A 24,636-nucleotide genomic window follows, 5' to 3' on the forward strand; every position below is an offset into this window, starting at 1 on the left:
GGGCTTATGACGACCTCCCCTTTTTCCAAACCGGTACGCTGGAATGACTGTACGCCGGCTGAGCAGGACCAGTTGCTGACCCGGCCAGCGGTCACGGCATCGGGCAATATCAGCAGCACGGTGAGCGACATCCTTGACCAGGTACGCCAGGGCGGCGACAGTGCCGTCAGGGAATTCAACCGCCGCTTTGATCGGGTGGACACCCCGGTACTGCGGGTCTCAGCCCAGGCTATACTCGACGCCGGTGCACGCCTGTCGTCCGAGGTCAAACAGGCCATGGCCCATGCGGTAACCAATATCGACTGCTTCCATCAGGCGCAAGTATTACCGCCGGTGGATGTGGAAACCCAGCCCGGCGTGCGCTGCCGGCAGGTGACCCGCCCGGTGGCGTCGGTCGGACTGTATATTCCCGGCGGCTCGGCGCCGTTACCCTCTACGGTGCTGATGCTGGCTACCCCGGCGAGGATTGCCGGCTGCGGCCGGGTCATCCTCTGTTCGCCACCGCCGATTGCCGATGAAATTCTCTATGCGGCCTCGCTGTGCGGCGTAGCCGAGGTCTATCAGGTGGGTGGCGCCCAGGCTATCGCCGCCATGGGTTTCGGCACCGAGTCCATCGCCGCGGTCGATAAAATTTTCGGTCCCGGCAACGGCTGGGTTACCGAAGCCAAACGTCAAATAAGCCAGCGGCTGGATGGCGCCGCCATTGATATGCCGGCCGGCCCGTCTGAAGTGCTGGTGATTGCCGACAGCGGCGCCACCCCGGCATTTATTGCCGCCGACCTGCTGTCACAGGCTGAGCACGGTCCTGACTCCCAGGTGCTATTGCTGACGCCGGATGAAGATCTGGCCCTGGCGGTAGCGGGCGAAATCGAAACCCAGCTGGCAACGCTTTCCCGTGCCGGGATTGCCCGCCAGGCGCTCAGCGCCAGCCGGCTCATTATCGCCGGCGATCTGGACCAGTGTATTGCCATCAGCAACCGCTACGGTCCCGAGCATCTGATTATCCAGACCCGGGATGCCGAAAGCCGAGTCGACCAGATAACCAGCGCCGGTTCGGTATTCCTCGGCGACTGGTCGCCGGAGTCGGCAGGCGACTATGCCTCCGGCACCAACCACGTATTGCCGACCTACGGCTATACCGCCACCTACTCAAGCCTGGGGCTGGCCGATTTCCAAAAGCGCATGACGGTACAGCTGCTGACGCCCCAGGGCTTGCTGTTACTTGCTCCGACCGTGGAAATCCTGGCCGAGGCCGAGCAACTGACCGCCCATAAGCATGCCGTTACCCTGCGCGTTCGCGCCTTAAAGGAGCAGCAATGAGCATTTCCCAACTGGCCCGCGCCAATGTGCTGGCCCTGGAGCCCTATTTGTCGGCCCGCCGCCTGGGCGGTAAAGGCGATGTCTGGCTGAATGCCAATGAATATCCCTTACCGCCGGAATTTACCCTGCGACCGGGCAACCTCAATCGCTATCCGGCCTGTCAGCCGGAGGGGGTAATCAATCATTACGCCGCCTATGCCGGACTGGCACCGGAACAGGTGCTGGTCAGCCGCGGGGCGGATGAAGGCATTGAGCTGTTGATCCGCGCCTTCTGCGAGCCTGGTCGCGATGCGATTCTGTTCTGCCCGCCGACCTACGGCATGTACAGCGTCAGCGCAGAAACCTATAACGTGGAGCGCCGCACGGTGCAGGCGCTGGACGACTGGCAGCTCAACCTGCCGGCAATCGCCCAGTCCCTCGACGGGGTCAAACTGGTGTATGTCTGCAGCCCCAATAATCCGACCGGCAATCTCCTCAGTGCTGATTCACTGAAGGCCTTGCTGGAGCTGACCCGCGGCCGGGCGATGGTGGTGGCGGACGAGGCCTATATCGAATTTTGTCCCGCGGCCACACTGGCCGGCTGGCTGGCGGATTACCCCCACCTGGTTATCCTCAGGACCCTGTCTAAGGCCTTTGCGCTGGCCGGGCTGCGCTGCGGTTTCACCTTGGCCAATGCCGAGGTCATCCAACTGCTGCTCAAGGTCATCGCCCCCTACCCGCTGTCGCTGCCGGTGGCGGATATTGCCGAGCAGGCGCTCAGCGAAGCCGGTATCGCCCTGATGCGTCGCCGGGTGGCCGAGATAAGCGACAATCGCCGCTGGCTGGCCGACGCGCTGGCCGCCTGCGACTGCGTAACCCAGGTCTATCCCAGCGAAAGCAACTACCTGCTGGCCCGCTTCAACCCTGACAGCCAGGCATTCAAAACCCTCTGGGATCAGGGCATTATTCTGCGCAACCAAAGTAAGCAACCGGGCCTGGCCGAATGCCTGCGCATTACTATCGGCACCCGCCGGGAATGCGAACGAGTTATTACTTCCCTGCTCGCGATTGACCACAGCCGTACTGATACTGCCGACCAGGAGCCCCAGTGAAACAGAAAATCCTTTTTATCGACCGCGACGGTACCCTGATAAGCGAACCAGCTGACGATTGCCAAGTTGACCGGCTGGATAAACTGCAGTTCGAGCCTGGGGTGATTCCGGCGCTGCTGGCGCTTAAGAGCGCCGGCTTCACGCTGGTCATGATCACCAACCAGGACGGTCTGGGCACCCGCAGTTTCCCCCAGGCGGATTTTGACGGCCCGCATCAGCTGATGATGCAGGTATTCAATTCCCAGGGCATCGAGTTTGAGCAGGTGCTGATTTGTCCCCACCTGCCGACAGACCAGTGCGATTGCCGCAAGCCCAAACTCAAGCTGGTCGCCAGCTGGCTGGAAAGCGGCCGGCTGGATGAGACCGCAAGCTATGTGATTGGCGATCGGGAAACCGATATCCAGCTGGCAGCCAATATGGGCATCCGCGGCCTGCGCTATCAGCGTGATACCCTTAACTGGCAGGCGCTGGCGGACCAGTTGACCCGCCGCGACCGTCATGCCCAGGTCCATCGCGTCACTCGGGAAACCGATATTGACGTTGAGGTCTGGCTGGACCGGGAAGGCGGCAGCAAGATCAATACCGGCATCGGTTTTTTTGATCATATGCTGGATCAGATCTCGACCCACGGCGGTTTTCGCATGAATATCGGCGTGCGCGGCGACCTGCACATTGATGATCATCATACGGTGGAAGATACCGCCCTGGCGCTCGGCGAGGCGATCAATACCGCTCTGGGCGACAAACGGGGCATTGGCCGTTTCGGCTTTGTGCTGCCGATGGACGAATGCTTGGCCCGCTGCGCATTGGATATTTCCGGCCGCCCGCACCTGGAATACAAAGCTGAATACAGTTATCAGCGCGTCGGTGACCTGAGCACCGAAATGGTGGAACACTTTTTCCGATCCCTTTCCTATGCCATGGCCTGCACCCTGCATCTGAAAACCAAAGGCAAGAACGACCATCACCGGGTTGAAAGCCTGTTCAAAGTGTTCGGCCGCACCTTGCGCCAGGCGATTAAAGTTGAAGGCAACACTCTGCCCAGCTCCAAAGGAGTGTTGTGATGAAGGTGGTTATCATCGATACCGGCTGCGCCAACCTGCTGTCGGTTAGCGCGGCCGTCAGGCGTTTGGGCTACCTACCTGCCATCAGCCGCGATCCCGGCGTGGTGCTGGACGCGGATAAGCTGTTTTTGCCCGGCGTCGGCACCGCCCGCGCCGCCATGGCGGCGCTTGAGAATCGCCAGTTGATTGAGCTGGTCAAAGCCTGTACCCGCCCGGTGCTGGGCATCTGCCTCGGCATGCAGTTGCTGGGCAGCGCCAGCGATGAAAACGGCGGCATTCAAACCCTGGGCATCATTGATACCCCGGTCAGACAGATGACCGACAGCGGCCTGCCGCTGCCGCATATGGGCTGGAACCAGGTATCGCCGCAGGCCGGCCATCGGTTGTTCAACGGCATTGCCGAAGGCAGCTATTTTTATTTCGTCCACAGCTATGCCATGCCGGTCTGTGCCGCCACCATCGCCCGCTGCAGCTATGGCAGCCCGTTTAGCGCGGCGGTCGAGCAGGATAATTTCTTTGGCGTGCAGTTCCATCCGGAGCGTTCGGGTGCAGCCGGCGCCCAGCTGATAAAAAACTTTCTGGAGATGTAAACGGTGATCATTCCCGCATTGGATTTGATTGAAGGAACCGTGGTGCGCCTGCATCAGGGCGATTACGGCCAGCAACGTTGCTACGGCAGCGACCCGCTGCTGCGCCTGCAGGCGTATCGCCAGCAGGGTGCCGACGTGTTGCATCTGGTCGACTTGACCGGCGCCAAAGATCCCGCCGCCCGCCAGATTGACCTGCTGCAAAGGCTGCTGGCCGGTATTGCTCCGGCGCCGGTACAGATAGGCGGCGGCATTCGCCACCAGGACGATGTCGAAGCCTTGCTGGCCGCCGGCGCTACCCGGGTGGTCGTCGGTTCTACCGCCGTGCGTGAGCCGCACCAAGTCCAGCGCTGGTTTGAACGTTTTGGCGCCGATGCGCTGGTGCTGGCGCTGGACGTACGGATCGATGATGCCGGCAACCGCCAGGTGGCCGTCAGCGGCTGGCAAGAAAATTCCGGCCTCACCCTGGAGCAGGTTATCGGCCAATACCAGCCCTATGGGCTAAAACATGTGCTCTGTACCGATATTTCCCGTGACGGTACACTTAACGGCGCCAATGTCGAGCTCTATCGGGATATCTGCGCCCGCTTTGGGGCGATTGATTTTCAGGCCTCAGGCGGCATCGGCAGCCTGGACGATATCGCCAGCCTCAAGGGCAGCGGGGTGAAAGGCGTTATCGTCGGCCGCGCGCTGCTGGAAGACAAATTCAGCGTAACGGAGGCCATCCAATGCTGGCAAAACGGATAATACCCTGCCTGGATGTGCGCGATGGCCAGGTGGTCAAAGGCGTACAGTTCCGTAACCATGAAATTATCGGCGATATCGTGCCGCTGGCGCGGCGCTATGCCGAGGAAGGGGCGGATGAACTGGTATTTTATGATATCACCGCCTCAAGCGATGGCCGGGTGGTCGATAAAAGCTGGATTTCCCGGGTAGCGGAAGTGATTGATATTCCCTTCTGCGTGGCCGGAGGCATCAAAAGCGTCGAACAGGCGGGAGAAATACTGACCTTCGGCGCGGACAAAATCTCGATCAATTCCCCGGCCCTGGCGGACCCGGAATTGATTACCCGTCTGGCGGATCGCTATGGCGTGCAGTGCATAGTGGTCGGCATCGATAGCTGGTTTGATGTCGACAGCGGCAAATACCAGGTTAATCAATATACCGGCGATGAAGCCCGCACCCGCGTCACCCAATGGCAAACGCTGGACTGGGTACGGGAAGTCCAACAGCGCGGCGCCGGTGAAATTGTGCTGAATATGATGAATCAGGATGGGGTACGCAACGGCTACGATCTGGAGCAACTGCGCCAGGTCAGAACGGTCTGCCGGTTGCCGTTGATTGCCTCTGGGGGGGCCGGCACCCCTCGGCATTTCCTGGAAGCGTTCCAGGAGGCAGGCGTGGATGGCGCCCTGGCCGCATCGGTATTCCATAAGCAGATTATTAATATAGGTGAGCTGAAAACCTTTCTCTCACAACAGGGAGTGGAAATAAGATTATGTTAACCGAACAACAGCGCGCTGCGCTGGACTGGCAAAAGACCGGCGATATGATGCCGGCGATTATCCAGCATGCCGTATCAGGCGAAGTGCTGATGATGGGCTATATGAACCCTGAAGCGCTGGCGGTGACCGAACAGACCGGCCGGGCAACCTTTTACTCGCGCAGCAAACAGCGGTTATGGACTAAAGGCGAAAGCTCAGGCCATTTTCTCCAGGTGGTCAGTATCCAGCCGGACTGCGATAACGACACCCTGCTGCTGCTGGCTCATCCGACCGGCCCCAGCTGCCACCGGGGCACCAGCAGCTGCTTCTCGCCGGCCGCCAGCGATTGGGGCTTCCTCTATCAGTTGGAAAGCCTGCTGGCCGAAAGGAAACATGCCGACCCCGCCAGTTCCTACACCGCCAGCCTGTACGCCAGCGGTACCAAGCGCATTGCCCAGAAAGTCGGGGAAGAAGGCGTAGAGACCGCACTGGCGGCCACGGTGCATGACCGGGAAGAGCTGACCAATGAAGCGGCCGATCTGGTTTTCCATCTGCTGGTGCTGCTGCAGGCAGAGGATTTGGACTTGAGCCGGGTCATCGGCCGCCTGCGCGAGCGCCACAACCGATAATCCCCCCGAGCGGAATCGATGGCAGCGGGCCGGGCTGTTTGCCAATAACCTCAGGCGGAATCGTTGGCAGCAGGCCGGGCTGTTTGCCGGTACCGCGGTTTAATGAGTCGAGGTGAAGCATCGCTGTGGTCAGCCTGCACAGCGATAAGACATCAGATTAATGAACAACCGCTCGGCCGCGAGCCGTTATTGCGGTGTTGCCAGTGTCGCGACGAACTGGCTTTGATAGGTCTTCAGCAGTTCTTTGCCCATCCGGTTCAGTGGGTGCTCAAATCTATTTACCACCGTCTTTATCTGCGCAAACAACATGGCGGATTTTTGACAATCCAGCAGCGGATTTACCGGGTTGTCGGCAAGGATTGCCACCAGGATAATCAGTTGATCCCCCGGGTCACACCCTTCACTGAATTTGGCTGATGACAGCAGACTCAGTGTCAAATAGCTCATTTCGTCATATTTACTCCGGCCAGGCTGTCTCAGTTTGTGCAGGATGGTCAGCATCATCACCACCCAGCGATCGCTGATGTTCTGGGTGGGTAAAAAAGCGGCGGTTAACAGATCGACGCTGCTCAGGAAGTTTTCTGGTTTAAAATAGTAGGTCGTTTTCAACGCTCTGAAAAACGCCAGGCTTTGACTGAGCTGCTTGTCAAATTTTGCGTAGCCCGCGTCCACCGTGGCTAATGCTGTTGATGCTGCCAACGAACAGGGGGCATTGCCCTGGCCTGTATAGGCTATAGCATGTCCCTGCATCTGTTCCAGCCTGGCGCTGAAGAGGTCATTGATAGCCTCAGCGTGTTCCACGTCAATCCGTGTCTGAATCAACTTGATGATATTGTGAATTTCCTTTACCTGTTGTTTGAATGAAGCATCCGGGGGCGTAGTCAGATCCAACGGCTGACGGAAGATCGCCAGTTCGCGCGCTATCGCGCGGTGAGCATGGCTATCAACCGCATGGCGGTTGCTGTTAATTAAGGGCAGCGGCCGGTCGCCGTGGTTGCTGTTAACCAAGGGTAACGGCCGGTCGCCGTTGCGGTGACCATCGCCCTGGACTGAGGCGTCGCCATTTCGCCCTGTGTCCGGTTGATGACTTGCCGCCCAGGGTGGGACATTGTGCACGTTGGCCATATTATTTAACAGCCAACCTAGCCTGACATAACCCGGCTTGTTATCCAATGGCAAAGCCATTCTATCATCAGCAGGGGGAGTCGCCGGTAGGTCGAGCGGTGCGGTATCAGCGACAGGCTTTGGCTGCAATGCCGACATAGCGACATAGTGGGAAGCCCTAGCCGGCAATGCTGCCATATCCAGATACACAGAAGGCGTGACCGCCAACCGGGGCAGATTGACATACACCGGCTGGCCGGCCGGAGTTCGGCGTACGACAGTGGGCGCGGCAAACTCGGCTGCTGTGTTTACCACTGAACCGGATTCTGCTGCGGCGGGTAATTCGGCACTGGGTACAATGGGGGTTGCTACCGCTGAAGCGGTTGATTTCGCCGAGGTCAACCTGGCGGAACGGATTGCCGGTACGGTTGCGGCAAGGCCAGCCGCCTGTCGGTCGCTAACGTTCAGACTGTCGGGAGTAGAGGTCTTTTTTACAGAAGCCGAAATACTGCTGGATGAACTATCGCTGCCGATGCTGGGTTGCGTTGATATGAGATAGACTTGGGGGGTGTTATGAATACTGCCGAGATCGAGCGGGCCGCCTATCGCGCTCATACTGCCATGACCCCATAGTTGGTAACATCTTATCGATATTGGAGATAACGCATTGCTCCCGCTTGCCGTTGCGGAATTGACACCGGCCACCCCGCTGCGATCCACCGGGGAAGATGAAAAAAAACCACAACAGCATATTCGATCCATCCTTGCACCTTTTTTCGCGATAAGTCATTTATTGTTAAACCATTATAACCTGGCCGAGTGTACACAGTGCCCATGTCGCCGCCAATGGCTGTTTTCGCTTGTGAAACACCGGGTTGAAGTTTCTATCGCTGAATCGCACCCATAAAAAAACCGGCCCTGAGGCCGGTCTGGCAATCACTTATTTACTCATCACTGCAGCGACTGATGAGAGTCCGACGGACCGGCTTCATCACCTGCAGCGAACAATGCGGGTCCGATGAAACGACCGCGATCATCACCTGCCGGCAACCGCCGGGGCGGTTCAGTCAAGCCATTCGGTATGGAACACGCCGTCTTTGTCGGTACGCTTATAGGTATGGGCGCCAAAATAGTCGCGCTGGGCCTGGATAAGGTTGGCCGGCAGCACGGCTGCGCGGTAGCTGTCATAGTAGGCGATAGCGGCAGAGAAGGTCGGCGTCGGGATACCGTTCTGGACCGCATAGGACACCACGTCACGCAGCGCCTGCTGGTAATCGTCGGCCACTTGCTTGAAGTACGGCGCCAGCAGCAGGTTGGCGATAGCAGCATTGTCTGCATAGGCATCGGTGATCTTCTGCAGGAACTGGGCGCGGATGATGCAGCCGGCGCGGAAAATCTTGGCGATTTCGCCGTAATTAAGATCCCAATTGTTTTCCTCTGAGGCGGCTTTCAGCTGCGAGAAGCCCTGAGCATAGGAAACAATTTTACCCAGATACAGCGCACGGCGCACTTTTTCGATAAATTCGGACGCATCACCGGTAACCGGCGTTGCCGTCGGGCCGGAAAGCACCTTGGAGGCCGCCACGCGCTGTGCTTTCAACGATGACAGGTAACGGGCAAATACCGACTCGGTAATCAGGCTCAGCGGTTCACCCAGGTCCAGGGAACTCTGGCTGGTCCATTTACCGGTACCTTTATTGGCGGCTTCATCCAGAATCACGTCTACCAGGTAAGTACCCTGTGGGTCTTTCTTGGTGAAGATGTCCTTGGTGATATCGATAAGGTAGCTGCTGAGTTCACCTTCATTCCATTCGCTAAAGGTCGCCGCCAGCTGTTCGTTGCTCAGATTCAAGGCATTTTTCAACAGCGAATAGGCTTCGGCAATCAGCTGCATATCGCCGTATTCGATACCGTTGTGCACCATCTTAACGTAATGGCCGGCACCGTCAGGACCGATATAGGTGACACAGGCTTCGCCTTCGGCGCGGGCCGCGATCTTTTCCAGGATCGGCGCGACCAGCTCGTAAGCCGCCTTCTGTCCACCCGGCATGATAGACGGGCCTTTCAAGGCGCCCTCTTCACCGCCGGAAACCCCGGTGCCGATGAAATTGAACCCTTCCGCCGACAGCTCACGGTTGCGGCGGATGGTATCTTTATAGAAGGTATTGCCGCCATCGATCAGGATATCGCCTTTTTCCAGATAAGGTTTCAGCGATTCAATGGTCTGGTCAGTGCCTTCGCCGGCTTTGACCATCAGCAGGATGCGGCGCGGTTTTTCCAGGGAATTGACAAATTCTTCGAGCGAATAATAGGGAACCAGTTTTTTGTCGGCATTCTCGGCGATGACCTCTTCGGTCTTTTCGCGCGAGCGATTGAAAATGGAGACACTGTAACCCCGGCTTTCGATGTTCAGGGCCAGATTCCGTCCCATTACCGCCATTCCGACAACGCCGATTTGTTGTGTGGACATTAAGCAACTCCCTTACGTTATAGATACTTACCCCGCCCGGATTGATCGCGGCCAGGGACTGAGTGTGGCGATTATGTTAACTCAGGTCAGCCTGAGCAGGTAGTAATTGATTTGATAGATATCATTTAATGAAAAGAATTAAAATCCATCGGCGCTCAATGCGCGCTGATAAAGCTTCAGAGTGTCATTGATAATCAGCGAAGACGCGAACTTGGTGACTACGCGCTCCCGGCTATGGACGCCCATCTGCATTCTTTTAGTCGGGCTTATCAGCAATGATTCCAGCTTATCGGTCAATGAGGCGATATTGCTTCGTTCCACCAGCGTTCCGCTGTAGTCATCAATTATCAGGCTCTGGCAGCCGCCGACATCATAGGCAATGCAGGCGCGGCCTACCGAAGCGGCCTCCAGCAGAATGCGCGGTATCCCTTCAGAATAGACCGAGGGCAACGCAACCACATTGGCATGTTCAATAAGGTTGCAGACATCGCTGCGTTTACCCAGCCAGTTGATAAGTGCTTCCTTTTGCCACTGCTCTATCTGCGCCATCGGGATCCCATCCGGGTCATCAGCGACCGAAATACCGGCGACATTAAGTTCGAATTCGATTCCACGGGCCTTAAGACGCCGTTTGGCCTCGATCAAATCCCCCAGTCCTTTACTCCACAATAACCGGCTGGCAAACAGCACCACTGGCTTGTCATGCAGCGTTTCAATGGAGTAGCGATAGATATCCGGATTGATGCCGGCGCCATCAATCACCACCGTCTGGGCAGGACTCACGCCGGTGAGGGAAATGAGCGTATTCCGATCGTGCTCATGCTCAAACGCCAGCAGACACTTTTTATTGCGAAAGATGGTCTTGTAGCAATGCAGCGTCAGCCAACGGATGATTTTCATGTGCAGTTTTTGCTCCATGAATACCCGGCCCAGCCCGACAAAGCTCAAGATGATCGGTTTTTTATACCAGCGAGCGAACAGGCCACCCATCAGACAGGGTTTAATGGTAATACAATGCAGCGCCTCAGGATTAATACGCTTGAGGACACGCCAAATACTGAACAGAGAACCGATGAACACCAGTGGATTCATCGATTGTTCCGAAACCGAGGAATTATGGCAAATCATGCCTAATGCGCTAAGCCGGTCTTTGATTTCCTCGCCGACAAAATGACTGACCACGTGAATTTCATATCCGGCACTCTTCGCCGCCAATGCTCGCTCAACCCAGTGAAGGTCAAAATACCAATCTGAATTTATAAAATAGCAAATTTTGTTCATGCAACTCTTACCGGCTAGTGTCGTCGCCCAACTCCAGGCAAAACCGTCATAAATTCCGTCATATACCTATCCTGGCTTTTATCTTTCTTGGTTTGCAAAGAAAGTAACCAGTTGATTATCCTTATCTTTATCGCAATAATGCTCAACGGACTCTTGTTTGATAAAGCAGGGGGCAGATTCAATGTCTGACCCGATGAAACATGTCCACGCCGGCCAAAGGCCTGAATGGTCCCAGACGCATCATGGGTAATCATTATTGCCGGGCAGAGTCTGATACGACTCACGCCTAACTGCAATCTATAAGAATATTATAAGTCAGCGAAAAGCATAAAAAGTTCAGCCACTCTCCAGCCCGCAACGGCATCAGTAGCAAGGTCAGCGTTATCTTGTCTCGGCGGTAAACGCCGGCATAGCATGAAACGCGTCACCGCCCGGGCGCTACGACACCCAGAGCATCCATCAAGCCGTCAGTAGCTTCAGCGCCGCCGCTGCCTGGAAACTGTAGTCAAACATTGCACCGGCGAGCTCATCGTCAGCACATGCATGCCGATTGAACAGTCCTCATAAAAAAGCCCGGCAATACCGCATTGCCGGGCTATGACAGTCTTAGGGTTGCTCGGGCAACGACGGTTTATTCCTTATAGCCGTTAGGATTGTTCTTCTGCCAGTGCCAGGTATCACGCATCATGCATTCCAGATCGCGCTGGGTTTTCCAGCCGAGCTCCTTCTCGGCCAGGCGCGCATCGGCCCAGAACGCCGCCAGATCGCCCTCGCGGCGGGGGGCAATCTCATAAGGAATGGTCCGGCCCGATACTTTTTCGAATGCTTTAATCATCTGCAGCACCGAAGATCCTACCCCGGCGCCGAGATTATAGGCCTGGTAACCTTTGATCGCGGCCAGATGGTCCATCGCTTTCAAATGGCCCTCGGCCAGGTCCATCACGTGAATATAGTCACGCACGCAGGTGCCGTCTTCGGTAGGATAGTCATCGCCGAACACCTTGAGCTTTTCCTGGCGGCCTACCGCCACCTGAGCGATAAACGGCAGCAGGTTGTTGGGGATGCCGTGCGGATCTTCGCCAATGCGGCCGGACTCATGTGCGCCCACCGGATTGAAATAACGCAGGGCAATGATCGAGAATTGCGGTTCAGCCTTGGCAAAATCCGCCAGGATCTGTTCCACCATCAGCTTGGAGGTGCCATAGGGACTGGCGGTGCCGCCAATCGGCGTGGTTTCGACAAACGGCACCGGCGCATTGACGCCATACACCGTCGCCGATGAACTGAAGATGAAATTATGCACGCCGGCCCGGCGCATTTCTTCCAGCAATATAAGCGTGCCGCTGACGTTATTCTGATAATACTCCAGCGGCAGCCGGGCAGACTCACCGACCGCCTTGAGACCGGCGAAGTGAATCACGGCAGAAATGTCATGATCATCAAAGATGCGCTGCAGGCACTCAGGGTCCTGCACATCGCCCTGATAGAAGATGATATCTTTATCGGCCATCTCGGATACGCGGTCTAACGACACTTCAGAGGCGTTAGACAGATTATCCAGCACCACCACCTCATCGCCACGTTCAAGCAACGACAGTACGGTATGAGAGCCGATGTAGCCCGCGCCACCGGTGACGAGAATCGCCATAGAAACTCCTTGTAAAACGATGAATTATGCCTTAAGCATCGGTTATTTAGCCAGCAAGGCTTTAACTTGTTTGCGGAATTCAGCGCCCTGCTTTTCATTGCGCAGACCGTAGCTGACAAAGGCCTGCATATAGCCCAGTTTACGACCGCAGTTAAAGCTTTGGCCGGTCAGGTACAGGGCATCCACCGGCTCATGATTTACCAGCGACGCAATGGCGTCAGTCAGCTGGATCCTGCCCCAGGCGCCGGGCTCGGTTTTCTCCAGCAGCGGCCAGATATCGGCAGACAGTACATAGCGCCCCACCGCCGCCAGGTCTGAATCAATGGTACTCAAATCCTGCGGCTTCTCAATAAAAGATTCGATATGGCCGCGGTCGCCGGCGGTGGTCACATCAGCCTTGCAGCTGATAACCGAATACTCGGGCAATTCATCTTTCGGCAGCGACTGCACCAGCACCTGGCTATGGCCGGTCTCCTCAAAACGCTTGACCATCTCGGCCAGGTTCTGGCTGCGGTTATCATAGGTTGAGTTATCCAGCAGTACGTCCGGCAAGACCACCACAAACGGCGCATCGCCGAGCATCGGCTTGGCCGAAAGAATGGCATGGCCCAGGCCCAGCGGTTCACCCTGGCGCACGTTCATAATCGTGACGCCCTTGGGACAGATGGCCTGGACTTCGGCCAGCAGGGTATTTTTTACCCGCGCTTCCAGCAACGCTTCCAGTTCAAAAGAAGTATCGAAATGGTTTTCCACCGCGTTTTTAGACGCATGGGTGACTAACACAATCTCTTTGATACCGGCGGCGGCGATTTCTTCAACGATATACTGAATCATCGGTTTATCGACAATCGGCAGCATTTCTTTAGGAATGGCTTTGGTCGCGGGGAGTAAATGCATGCCCAGACCGGCGACGGGAATGACTGCCTTAAGATTTTTCATAGCATTAGCACCAGTGAATGAAAGAAAAGGGATAAATCAACCTAATCAGCATAGAGCAGTATTCAGCATAGCACGTTCAGATTGCCCTGAAACGGCGCATAAGCCGCTGGCTGCATACGCTTTTTATGATGTAAAGCATCGAATTAGCGCCAATGCCGGACCCAGGATATGCAAATAAAGGCCTAACTCAGCACTCAAGTACCGCGGCCACCCCATGGGCGGCCGTTATAGGGGTGGCCGCTATATAGGTGGCCGCTATATGGGCGGCCGCTATATAGGTGGCCGCTATAGGTATGGATGGCCGCTATAGTGGCTGATTAGCTGCGCAGCAGCGTCAGCAGTTCCTGGGTTTTCTGTTGCATCAACCCTTCGTTGCCTTTGCTTTCAACGTTTAACCTGACCACAGGCTCCGTATTGGAGCTGCGCAGGTTGAAACGCCATGCGGCAAACTCCAGGCTGATACCATCGGTATGATCGATGGCCAGCGCTTCGGCCGCGTAGGTATCCAGCACCCGCTGGATAGCCGCTTTAGGATCTGCCAGGGAGCTATTGATCTCACCTGAGGCCGGATAGGCGCTCATCCGATCGGCAACCATTTCACCCAGGGTTTTATTTTTGATATTCAAAAGCTCAGTGACCAGCAGCCACGGGATCATACCGCTGTCGCAATAGGCGAAATCACGGAAATAATGGTGGGCACTCATCTCGCCGCCATAAATAGCGTCTTCTTTACGCATACGCTCTTTGATAAAGGCATGACCGGTCTTGGACATTACCGGCGTGCCCCCGGCCTGGTTGACCATCGCCACGGTATTCCAGGATAGACGCGGGTCGTGAATAATCTTGGCGCCAGGATGTTTTTCCAGGAAGGCGGCCGCCAGCAGGCCGACAATATAATAGCCTTCAATAAAGTTACCGGTTTCGTCAAACAGGAAGCAGCGGTCAAAATCACCATCAAAGGCAATGCCGATATCCGCGCCTGAGGCAGTGACCGCATCAGTGGTATCCTGGCGGCATTCAGGCAGCAAAGGATTAGGGATGCCATTAGGGAAATTGCCATCCGGCTGATGATGCAGCTTGATAAATTCCACCGGCGCGCCAGCCTGCTTAAAACGGGCCTCAATGGCATCCACAACGTGGCCTGCCGCGCCGTTGCCGGAGTTGATGACCAGTTTCATCGGCCGCGTATAGTTGGCGACATCGATATAGCCCATCAGATGATCGACATAGGCATCGAGGATGCTGATGTGCTTATAGCTGCCCTTGTTGGCCGGTAGAGCTGGCGGGAACGCATTCTCTTCCGCCAGGCGCTGGATATCACGCAACCCGGTGTCGCCGCTTATCGGGCGTGAGTGCTGTTTGACCAGCTTCATGCCGTTGTAGTTCATCGGGTTATGGCTGGCGGTCACTTCTATGCCACCATCCACTCCCAGATGGAAGGTGGCAAAATAGATCTCTTCGGTGCCGCTGACGCCGATATCAAGCACATCGGTGCCGGCGTCACGAAGACCCTCAGCCAGGGCCAGTTTCAATGACTCACTGGTCAGGCGCACATCGCCCCCCACCACCATGGTTTTGGGCTTTAGAAATTCGCCATAGGCCCGACCGATGCGATAGGCGATATCCTCGTTAAGCTCTTCGCCGAGTTTGCCGCGAATATCGTACGCTTTAAAACAAGAAAGTGCAGACATGGTATCCCTCAATTAAACACGGCCATAATGGTCTTTTATACGTATGATATCGTCATCACCCAGATAGGATCCGGATTGAATTTCCAGCAACTCCAGCGGGATCTTGCCTGGGTTTTCCAGCATATGGACAGATCCCACCGGAATAAAGGTCGATTGATTCTCGGTAATCAGATAGATCTTGTCATCCTGGGTCACCTTGGCGGTGCCGGCCAATACCACCCAGTGTTCCGCCCGGTGGTGATGCATCTGCAGCGAGAAAATGCCGCCCGGTTTGACGGTGATACGGTTGACGTTAAAACGCGGCTCATTGACCACGATATCGGTACGGCCCCAGGGACGATACGATTCCCGGTGGCGACGATGCTCGGTACGGGCGTGGGACTTCAGGTATTCAACCACCTTCTTGACGTCCTGCACTTTGGACTTATCGATGATAAGAACCGCATCCTTGGTATTGACGATCACCAGGTTCTCTACCCCTACCGCCGCCACCATTTTCTCATCAGTATTGATGTAGCAGTTTTCCGCATTATGCAAAAACACATCCCCGGTCAGGGCATTGTTATTGTCGTCTTTCTCACTCACTTCCCACAGGGCTGACCAGCTGCCGACATCATTCCAGCCGGCATCCAATGGCACCACCATGGCATCAGCGGTTTTTTCCATTACCGCGTAATCAACCGAGTCATCCGGGCAGGCAATAAACTCGGCTTTATTGACGCGGATAAATTCCTGGCTGGCATCGGTCTGCGTGGAAGCAATAGCCTTCTGGCAGGCTGCCAAAATATCAGGGCGGTATTTGCCCAGTTCAGTTAAATATTTCTGGGCCCGGAACATAAACATGCCGCTGTTCCAATAATATTCGCCGCTGGCGATATAGGTCTCGGCGGTTTCTTTATTGGGCTTTTCAACAAAGCGATGCACGGTAAATGCGCCCGCGGTACCCTGCTCCAATGCATCACCGCGCTGAATATAGCCATAGCCGGTTTCAGGGCCGGTAGGCACGATACCGAAAGTCACCAGGTTGCCGGCCTCGGCATAAGGCTGCGCATGTTGGATGGCGGCATGGAAGGCCGGGTTGTTTTCTATAACGTGATCGGCGGCTAAGACCAGGAGGATCGGGTCTTCGCCATTGGCAATAGCGCTAAGGGCCGCCAGGGCGATGGCCGGAGCGGTATTACGGCCAACCGGTTCAAGGATGATGTTTTTGGACAGGTGATCGATTTGGCGCAGCTGTTCAGCGACCAGAAAGCGGTGTTCTTCATTGCAGATAACTAATGGTGATTCAATTGACAGGCCGTCCAGGCGAGTGATGGTTTCCTGAAGCATGGAATAATCGCCATGGAGGCGAAGGAATTGCTTAGGGTAAAGCTCGCGGGACATAGGCCATAGGCGGCTGCCGGTACCGCCGGCCATGATGACAGGAAGTAGCATAATTATTAATAACCTCGAAGAACGCGAAATGTTAGGAAACTACATACAGGTTTTATTATTTATTATTAACAGCCAACTAAAACCTTACTTTTTTTGTTAAATATAAGTTTGAATATAAGGATGAATCCAATTGATAGAGAGAATATAATGACATCAACAAAAAATATAGTTGCATAAACATTGCCATGAAAAAGATCTATCTTAGTAATTATCAGTCGGCCTATGCCTGCAAAATAGCCATGCACAAAATATAGACCAAAGCTGATTAAACCAATGAAATCTACAGCCGATGCAAGAACTGGATTCCTCTGTATAATAAGACTTTCATAACGTCTAAGTATCAAATAAATAATAATAAAAAATGCTACTTTTTGTAGACCCCATAAGTTATCGTACTGAAATGAAACCAAGGACAAGACAAAGTATATGAATAAAGAAATGGTTACAGATATCGCAAACCTTAAATAAAAAAAATCTCTATATCGGCTTATGAACATTCCAGTCACATAGATGGGCAAAAAATGCAGTGCTGCGAGAATGGGATTAGAGTCACCAGAAGGCCTAGTAGTGATTGCAAAAAAGATAATGAGACAAGGCAAAGCAATAAAATAACAATTTCTTTTATCTAAAAAATATAATATTGGCGACATTAAATAGATAACTGTTACTGCAGGAATAAACCATAATGGCCCTAAGTGGCTACCGGTTAGCAAAAAAAACATGACTTGGTATGGAATTGAATGTTGTTTTAGTTGATGCAAATCAATCCAATTATGATCTGTTTTAAATGACAATACGTAGATAAGGATTGCGGGAATGGAGATTAAAACATAAGGAATTATAACATTTTTTAATTTAGACTTAATATATTTTGTAAAAGTATACTTATGAATCAAATGCTGAAATAAAAAACCAGAAATCAGCATAAATAGGCATGTCGCTTCTCTAAAAAATATTTTTATCGAATAGTCAATGGTAGGAGCAAAATCTGATGGTTGATACAGCATTCTACCAACTCCATCAGAATGAATAAAAATGATCATAAATATTGCTATTGCACGAATCCATGTTATATGGTTTAACATAATCCACCATTTAAAAGTATAATAATATTATTTAAAGTCAAAGCTCAAGCTGTCGAAATTGGTGTTATCCAAAATTCGATTTTGACGCTTGGTTATAATTGAGGAATTTTTAGTGAGAACATTATTGTCAATTGAAATAGCCAACCTTGAATTTACAGCCTGTAGATTATTGAACTTTGTATCTAATAATATAGGTTTATAAGCGACGCTTTCAAATTTGTTGTTTATAATTTTCAGAAAGCCATCACATTGAACTATACGAATTATGTAAGGTAATACTTGAGTTTTGGAGTCATTGAGGGAAAATATATTGCTATCGATTGTTATATTTTTAAAACGTTTATTTTCTGAATAAGAAACAGTCGAAACACAAAGGTTTGAGTTTATAATTTCATTATTGGAAAAAACTATGTTTTCAATAATAGATTTTGAATTTTTTTTAGGCCAAAACCTCATCCTCAAAGCAGCACCTTCTAACCTATTAATTTTAGATCCTATGAATGAGAACTTGTTATTAGTAATACAAATATTTTTTATGAGAGAATCATCAGGTGAATTATGATCGTCCGTCAAATAAACCCCACCCTCACGTGAGGAAATAACGCTATTATTCATAATTAATACATCGCTTGCATAAGAATAAAGCTTCAAGCATCCCTTACAGCATTTTATGATATTATCAATATATTTAACATCATTGACAGGATAGTTTATATCAAAAGAACCTGACGAAATGGCATCATCACCAACATTATAAATTATATTTTCAGAAGCAATAATTTTTTTTGAACGGTAAAAATGAATGCCATCGGTTCCACTTAAACCGTTCATTCCGCCCTTATGGTCTCGTACAATACAACGGTGAACTTTTACATTTTCCGAATAATCAATATGTATACCGAAACCAATTCCGTATGCTTCCTCAACATAGCCTACATTGACAGGATTACCATTTGAGATATAGATCCCTTTAGGCCCAGCCTTTCCTGTATATGCGGCAATATTTAATCTTTTTAGGGAAAAATCATTTAGAGTCAAAGAAAGTTTAGTATCGGATGATTTTGCGTTACCAAACCGGAATCCATCGTGAAAATGATCTAACAAAAATATGGACTTACCAATACCTGCACCTTTGAAAAAGTATTGGTTATTAGGCAAATTTACAGACCTCGTCAAACGGTAATTACCAGGTTTATCTTGAAAAATTGGTATACCTGAAGAAAAAGCTTCAATCACAGCATCGGTGTCGTCAGTAAATCCATCTCCTGAAGCGCCAAAATCTTCTAGACTGTATTTTCTTATTGATTTAGGATTTATTTTTGATTGATTACTATCAGTAATTGTTGATGATGCTTTGGCATTACCTACGTCTAGAAGAAGTAATCTTAATACAAAATTACTTACACTACCAAATATAAATGATTTTAGAAAAAAACGCTTAGAGATGACCATAACTACCCTCAATTATAAATATTAAACATCAGTAAGCGCCATCCTTGTGTAATACAACATTAATTGTTTTGAAAAGAATAGCAATATCGTTCCACAATGACCAATTTTTAACATACCAAGCGTCGAAATAAACACGTGTGTCGTAATCCACGTCATTACGCCCACTAACTTGCCAAAGCCCTGTCATCCCAGGTTTGGCCATAAGATAATAATCAACATCACCTGCATACCTTTCTAATTCAGCTTCAATAATTGGCCTAGGTCCGACTAAACTCATATCACCGCGAACAACATTCCAGAGCTGTGGTAATTCATCAAGGCTAGTCTTGCGAATAAATCTACCTACTTTCGTTATTCGAGGGTCATTTTTGAGCTTAAAATCGCGATCCCATTCAGCTTTAGCATTAGCATCATTAGCAAGCAAATTGTCTAGTAATTCTTTTGAGTTAACAACCATTGAACGAAATTTAAGGCATTTAAATTTTTTACCGTCAAATCCAATCCGTTCATGTCCATAAATAGCACTTCCGCCATCTTTACTCACAAGATACATCAAGATTAAGAAAAACGGGAACAAAAATAGCAGTATTGTTAAGGCACCAAAAATATCGAATGACCTTTTTAAAATCCTTGAAGTTCGCTTAGCTAAATTATTGTTTACCCGCAAAATCATAACTTCATGACTAAAAATGAAAGACATGTCAGTTCCATACAGCGGAACTCCACGCAAAGTAGGGATAACAGACACTGAACGACATTGGTTTTTATTCAAAGTCTTAAGCCAATGATCTCGCAACAATTGCTGTTCAAATTCTAAAGCAACAATGAATTGAGTTTCATTAGGCTCAGCTAAATCCCAGAGCTCGGATTGATTAGACAGAACTTTTACGCCATTTATGAATTCATCACCGCCTTCATGTACTGCAAAAAAAGCGACCACATCGAATCCAAGAACTTCTTCGCTTTGCAATGCAGCATAAGCCTCGCGTGCATTCCTTCCATTGCCAATGATAATGGTTTGTTTTTTCCATAACCCCATTACATTCAGAATCTTTTTGACGAATGAACGCATCAAAGGGACTGTGATTAAGCAAAATATCCAAGTCAGGGACCATACGAACCGGGATATATCCCATTTGTAAAATCCAAATAAAGCTAGACTCATAACTGAGAATATCAAAAGTGTCCTTAACACCTCTTTTAATTCAAACCAAAAAGGCTTCCGATAAGTATAATGGCGGAGTCTGATCCAGAACCATCCTATGCATACGAACGACAAAATAAAATGAGATATGTAAAAAGAAGACATTTCATCTTTTGAAATGAATTTATAGATGTCTCCAGAAATTTTATTAACGCAATAGACAGATAAAAATAAAGATGCATTAAAAAAAACAAAATCAGATAAAGCAAGAGAAAGCTTGACCCATATATTCTTAAGGTTAGCGATTGTATTTTTCATGAGTTATTTTAAACCTGAGTGTTGTATATATTGAAAATTCATGAATTGATTTTTATAAATGTGGTTAAAAAATTAAGCTTATAAGAGTTATTAAGGAATATATAATTTATATTTTTCACTGCTGTAATATCTAATTATTTCAAGAACACGGCAAATCAATAGTGAAACTAAAAAAACAACGGTAAAACCAATAATTAAATATAACGCATAACTTACGTAGCTAAATTTCAAACCTTTACTACTAATTCCTATCAATATAAAATACGTATCAATCACTGCAGCGTGACAAAAATATATCCTAAACGAATTATTAGATATAAAAGTCACATATTTATTGGCAACAGGCTTTATTCTGATTAAATAGGAAAAAACCAACACAGAAGCCAGGATAACAGTTGGGCTGTAGTTTTTATAAAAGTAAAATTCGTCCGAAAACACATGAAAATATTGAGTTAATAAAGCCGTAAGCAAACTAAATACGATATATGCAACCAAACTATAATAGCCATTAGTTTTATTTAATTGAATTGATTTTAAACAATAAGCACCCCAAAAATAATATCCTAAATAATCTACAAAACTAAACATCCAAAAACCAGACTCTTCATTAGCAGCTTTCCAAATTCCATCGCATAAGGAAAGGATAAATAATACAATAGCAATACATTTTAGATGGTTTATGCTCAACGACCCCAGAGATTTTGATAACATTGGGATTATTAAATATAGGGGAATAATCATATACATATACCACATATGATAGTAGGGAGCCCCAGATAATATCAAGGTTATAGGCTTAATAAAGTCTATATTTGAAAAATTACCATCAGCCTGTATAACTGATTTTATTATATTAAATATAAAATAAATTGCTGTCCAAATTAAAGTCGGCAAAATTATATTACGCGTGATTTTTAATGTGTAAAGATTATAGGGAGACTCGCGATAGCTAATAGTCAAATAACCAGTTATCATTACAAATAGCGGTACGCAGATCCGACTAAAACTATTCAGAATATTCGATACAAAAAATTCATGTAGTGGTTCAGCAGCAAACATAAATTTTCCACACAAATGGAGAAGTATAACTAGCAAGCAAGCTACAACTCTTAAATAATCAATTGATAATATTCGATTATTCATTTTTCACGCTCAAGAATAAAAAACTAATGACATAAGAATCAAGCAAAAAAATAGCATGGAAAGCAACTTTGTAAGTATGTATCAGTAGCCTTAGATGGTAGATTTAAATGATTCATATCGTTTATATACAAATTCAGTAATTTCTGCCCTGAATCTTTCTTCCGAAAACCTCATTGCATTTGCTCTGCAGTCTTGAGGATTTATTGAAGAATTGTTTTCGAAACGGGATATGGCATCAATCAAAGACTCACAAGATTGCTCACTAAAAAAAATCCCCGTTCTACCATCAACGATGGTTTCAAGCGCTCCCCCCCTCCCAAAAGCAATAATCGGGGTACCGCATGCTTGGGCTTCTACTGGTGCAATGCCGAAATCCTCTTCAGCAGCAAATACAAACGCTTTAGCTTTTTGCATCATTTCCTTAAGTTTTGAAAATTTTTGATATCCCATCAATTCAATGTTTGGAGTAGCTATTTTCTTAATCTTATCAAAGTCTGGGCCTGTGCCTATTACAACTAATTTTTTATTAGGCATTTTAGAGAAAGCTTCAACGATTAAGTCAATTTTTTTATAAGGCACCATTCTCGAAGCAGTCAGATAAAAATCTTCCTTCTTTTCAGTCAACTCAAAATCATTTACAGCAACTGGTGGATAAATTATGTCAGAAGTTCTTCCATATATTTTCTTGATTCGTTTTCCGATAAATCTTGAGTTGCTAATGAAATAATCGACACCAAAAGACGTACGATAGTCCCAAATTCTTATTCGGTGAAGGAAATATCGAACCATGAATGCTTTCATTCCCGTTATAAGATTTGACTCTCTAAGATATTGATGTTGTAAGTCCCAAGCATAACGAATTGGCGAATGCACATATGAAATATGTAATTGATTAGGACCAGTGAGAACACCTTTGGCTACAGCGTGACTGCTTGAAATAATCAAATCATAACTAGATAAATCAAGCTGTTCAATAGCAAGTGGCATTAACGGTAAGTAGTTACGATATTTGCTTTTAGAGAATGGTAATTTTTGAATGAAAGTTGTTTTAACAGCCTTACCTTGCAAAAAAAATCTATCATCATCACTAAGATTTTCGCAAACAGCAAATAGATCAGCTTCTGGAAAGCATTTAATTAATTGTTCAAGGACTCTTTCTGAGCCAGCATATACAGATAACCATTCATTTACAATTGCAATTCTCATATTTTTCCTACTTAATCATGTTTAACATTTTGTTGCTTCTACTTTCGTAGGTATACTTACTTGCCAAGCTAATCCTATCCTCTAGATTTGCCACTTTTCCCTGGAGAGTTTCTTCGATAGCTTCCAGAAATAGCTCTTTATTTTTACCTATCTTAACAATTCCTTCAAATTCCATAATGGCTTTCAACTCAACACTGACTACTGGCTTGCCCGCGGCCAAATACTCAAAAAACTTCATAGGAAACATGTTATCTGTATACTCATTTATATTGTTAGGTAAAAGAGCAACATCAAATCCTTTCAAATAACACGGCAGATCTTTATAAGGTCTAGGGCCTAAAATATATATATTGCTCATGCTTTCTAATTTTGCCACATCAGTCGAAGGATCCCCTTCACCTACCTGACCAATTATAACTATATTCCACTCGGGGCGTTGCTCTGCGATATAGATCAACAATTCAAAATTGACTTTATAGCTACTTACTGCACCAATAAAGCCTAATATAGGTCCTTTGATTTCTAGCAAATCTGTTGGGACTAAAGTATCGGCTTTCATTGCTTTTGAGAAATGATTAAAATCGGCCACATTTGAAAAATAATAAGTATTATCATTCAATTTCTTTCTTGATATTAGTAAATTAGGCGCTGTTACAAATACTATGTCAGCTCCTGAAACAAGATCTTTCTCGGCACGTTCCAGAATATTAACAGGCATTCCTGGTTGAGCTTTTATTTCATCAACGCAATGGTAGATAACTTTATTATACTTTTTTAAGTCAATGAATTCCGTAGTTAATGGATTATAAGTCCAAAGCCAAGGATTAAGTAAACTTAACTTCTTGGACCAGAAAGTAATAGCCAGCTTCAAAAAAATTCTATTGAACTGTCTAACTAACTTATAATTGTTCCAAGGGAGTGTGATCGGTGACCAAACCCAGATATTATCACTCACCTGGCGCGGTGGCTTGATTGCTTTAATTATTCGTTTAATTATTCTAGTGAAGTCTTTTTTGTTCAAGCCGGGACTGCGAAGGCCAAGCGAATCGATATAAAGAATCTTATTTCCACGTTTAGCAAGGTCTACTGCGACATGCTGTTTATTGGTCCAAAAAGGATTATCCCAATCTGCGGTAGATAGTAAAATAATATTCCTACACTCTTGCTTCATTCAATTGTCCTCAGGAATTTCATTGGATTACCTGCATATAAACTATTTGATTTCAAAGTACCTCGAACTACCGTATTAGCCCCAACAACTGTATGACAACCAACAATAGAACCCTTAGTTATTACGCATCCAGCGCATACCCAAGTATCATTGTCGATAAATGTCTCTTTTTTAATATAGCCTTGGTTTCTAATTAGGTTATTCAAATCATTATAACGATGATCGGAATCATAGATACATACATTTGGACCAAATAGACAGTTATCACCTATGTAAATATATTTATGACAAACTATATTAGTATTCGTGTTAAAAAAAACACCATTTCCGATTTCTAAATGCCCTCCGGAACTAACAATAGTCGTGTTTTCAGAT

Annotated in this window: 20 protein-coding genes; 7 read left to right on the plus strand and 13 right to left on the minus strand. The window is 48.7% G+C overall.

The annotated features are described in order from the left end of the window. Positions 1-6: 6 nt before the first annotated feature. The 7 genes from hisD to hisIE are packed head-to-tail and all read left to right on the plus strand — an operon-like array spanning position 7 to position 6,175. Positions 7-1,320 (plus strand): histidinol dehydrogenase, encoded by a 1,314-nt coding sequence (gene hisD / locus EDC52_RS02610; protein ID WP_131863714.1) that lies wholly within the window; start codon positions 7-9, stop codon positions 1,318-1,320. After that, a complete protein-coding gene (gene hisC / locus EDC52_RS02615; protein WP_131863715.1) occupies positions 1,317-2,411 on the plus strand; it encodes a histidinol-phosphate transaminase in 1,095 nt (364 codons plus the stop codon). Before hisD ends, hisC begins: the two co-directional genes overlap by 4 nt. Continuing rightward, positions 2,408-3,475, plus strand: coding sequence for a bifunctional histidinol-phosphatase/imidazoleglycerol-phosphate dehydratase HisB (gene hisB / locus EDC52_RS02620; RefSeq protein WP_131863716.1), 1,068 nt, complete (start codon positions 2,408-2,410; stop codon positions 3,473-3,475). Before hisC ends, hisB begins: the two co-directional genes overlap by 4 nt. Continuing rightward, complete coding sequence (hisH, locus tag EDC52_RS02625) at positions 3,475-4,065, plus strand: imidazole glycerol phosphate synthase subunit HisH (RefSeq protein WP_131863717.1); 591 nt, start codon at positions 3,475-3,477, stop codon at positions 4,063-4,065. The genes hisB and hisH overlap by 1 nt, the downstream gene beginning before the upstream one ends. A gap of 3 nt (positions 4,066-4,068) precedes the next feature. Beyond that, positions 4,069-4,809, plus strand: a complete 741-nt coding sequence (hisA, locus tag EDC52_RS02630; protein WP_131863718.1) for a 1-(5-phosphoribosyl)-5-[(5-phosphoribosylamino)methylideneamino]imidazole-4-carboxamide isomerase — start codon at positions 4,069-4,071, stop codon at positions 4,807-4,809. Further along, positions 4,791-5,567: an imidazole glycerol phosphate synthase subunit HisF gene (hisF, locus tag EDC52_RS02635; RefSeq protein WP_131863719.1), complete on the plus strand. Its 777-nt coding sequence runs from the start codon at positions 4,791-4,793 to the stop codon at positions 5,565-5,567. The genes hisA and hisF overlap by 19 nt, the downstream gene beginning before the upstream one ends. Continuing rightward, entirely contained in the window at positions 5,561-6,175 is a 615-nt protein-coding gene (hisIE, locus tag EDC52_RS02640) for a bifunctional phosphoribosyl-AMP cyclohydrolase/phosphoribosyl-ATP diphosphatase HisIE (RefSeq protein ID WP_131863720.1), read from the plus strand. Before hisF ends, hisIE begins: the two co-directional genes overlap by 7 nt. Before the next feature lie 186 nt (positions 6,176-6,361). Here the strand turns inward: hisIE and EDC52_RS02645 are convergent, their stop codons facing one another. From EDC52_RS02645 to EDC52_RS02705, 13 genes are all read right to left on the minus strand, one after another. After that, positions 6,362-7,894, minus strand: coding sequence for a hypothetical protein (locus EDC52_RS02645; RefSeq protein WP_131863722.1), 1,533 nt, complete (start codon positions 7,892-7,894; stop codon positions 6,362-6,364). A gap of 448 nt (positions 7,895-8,342) precedes the next feature. Further along, positions 8,343-9,749 (minus strand): NADP-dependent phosphogluconate dehydrogenase, encoded by a 1,407-nt coding sequence (gndA, locus tag EDC52_RS02650; protein WP_131863724.1) that lies wholly within the window; start codon positions 9,747-9,749, stop codon positions 8,343-8,345. Between the two features lie 138 nt (positions 9,750-9,887). Further along, complete coding sequence (locus EDC52_RS02655; RefSeq protein ID WP_131863726.1) at positions 9,888-11,030, minus strand: glycosyltransferase family 4 protein; 1,143 nt, start codon at positions 11,028-11,030, stop codon at positions 9,888-9,890. A 631-nt stretch (positions 11,031-11,661) separates the two neighbouring features. Next, positions 11,662-12,678, minus strand: a complete 1,017-nt coding sequence (galE, locus tag EDC52_RS02660) for a UDP-glucose 4-epimerase GalE (RefSeq protein WP_131863728.1) — start codon at positions 12,676-12,678, stop codon at positions 11,662-11,664. 42 nt (positions 12,679-12,720) lie between these two features. After that, the gene (locus EDC52_RS02665) at positions 12,721-13,617 is read right to left on the minus strand and encodes a sugar phosphate nucleotidyltransferase (RefSeq protein WP_131863730.1); all 897 of its coding nucleotides are present in this window, start codon (positions 13,615-13,617) and stop codon (positions 12,721-12,723) included. A gap of 317 nt (positions 13,618-13,934) precedes the next feature. Continuing rightward, positions 13,935-15,308, minus strand: coding sequence for a phosphomannomutase CpsG (gene cpsG, locus EDC52_RS02670; protein ID WP_131863731.1), 1,374 nt, complete (start codon positions 15,306-15,308; stop codon positions 13,935-13,937). Positions 15,309-15,320: 12 nt separating this feature from the next. Further along, positions 15,321-16,742: a mannose-1-phosphate guanylyltransferase/mannose-6-phosphate isomerase gene (locus EDC52_RS02675; RefSeq protein ID WP_131863732.1), complete on the minus strand. Its 1,422-nt coding sequence runs from the start codon at positions 16,740-16,742 to the stop codon at positions 15,321-15,323. Positions 16,743-16,807: 65 nt separating this feature from the next. After that, positions 16,808-17,827 (minus strand): acyltransferase family protein, encoded by a 1,020-nt coding sequence (locus EDC52_RS02680; RefSeq protein ID WP_131863734.1) that lies wholly within the window; start codon positions 17,825-17,827, stop codon positions 16,808-16,810. A 27-nt stretch (positions 17,828-17,854) separates the two neighbouring features. Then, complete coding sequence (locus EDC52_RS02685) at positions 17,855-19,279, minus strand: glycoside hydrolase family protein (RefSeq protein ID WP_131863735.1); 1,425 nt, start codon at positions 19,277-19,279, stop codon at positions 17,855-17,857. 28 nt (positions 19,280-19,307) lie between these two features. After that, positions 19,308-20,741, minus strand: a complete 1,434-nt coding sequence (gene wbaP / locus EDC52_RS02690) for an undecaprenyl-phosphate galactose phosphotransferase WbaP (protein WP_131863737.1) — start codon at positions 20,739-20,741, stop codon at positions 19,308-19,310. Between the two features lie 90 nt (positions 20,742-20,831). Beyond that, entirely contained in the window at positions 20,832-21,884 is a 1,053-nt protein-coding gene (locus EDC52_RS02695; protein WP_131863739.1) for an acyltransferase, read from the minus strand. 90 nt (positions 21,885-21,974) lie between these two features. Beyond that, positions 21,975-23,090: a glycosyltransferase family 4 protein gene (locus tag EDC52_RS02700; protein WP_131863740.1), complete on the minus strand. Its 1,116-nt coding sequence runs from the start codon at positions 23,088-23,090 to the stop codon at positions 21,975-21,977. A gap of 7 nt (positions 23,091-23,097) precedes the next feature. Continuing rightward, on the minus strand, positions 23,098-24,261 hold the full coding sequence (locus EDC52_RS02705) for a glycosyltransferase (protein WP_131863741.1): 1,164 nt from the start codon (positions 24,259-24,261) through the stop codon (positions 23,098-23,100). Positions 24,262-24,636: the final 375 nt, after the last annotated feature.

The sequence above is a fragment of the Biostraticola tofi genome (assembly GCF_004343195.1).
In the GTDB taxonomy this organism is placed as follows: Bacteria; Pseudomonadota; Gammaproteobacteria; order Enterobacterales; family Enterobacteriaceae; genus Biostraticola; species Biostraticola tofi.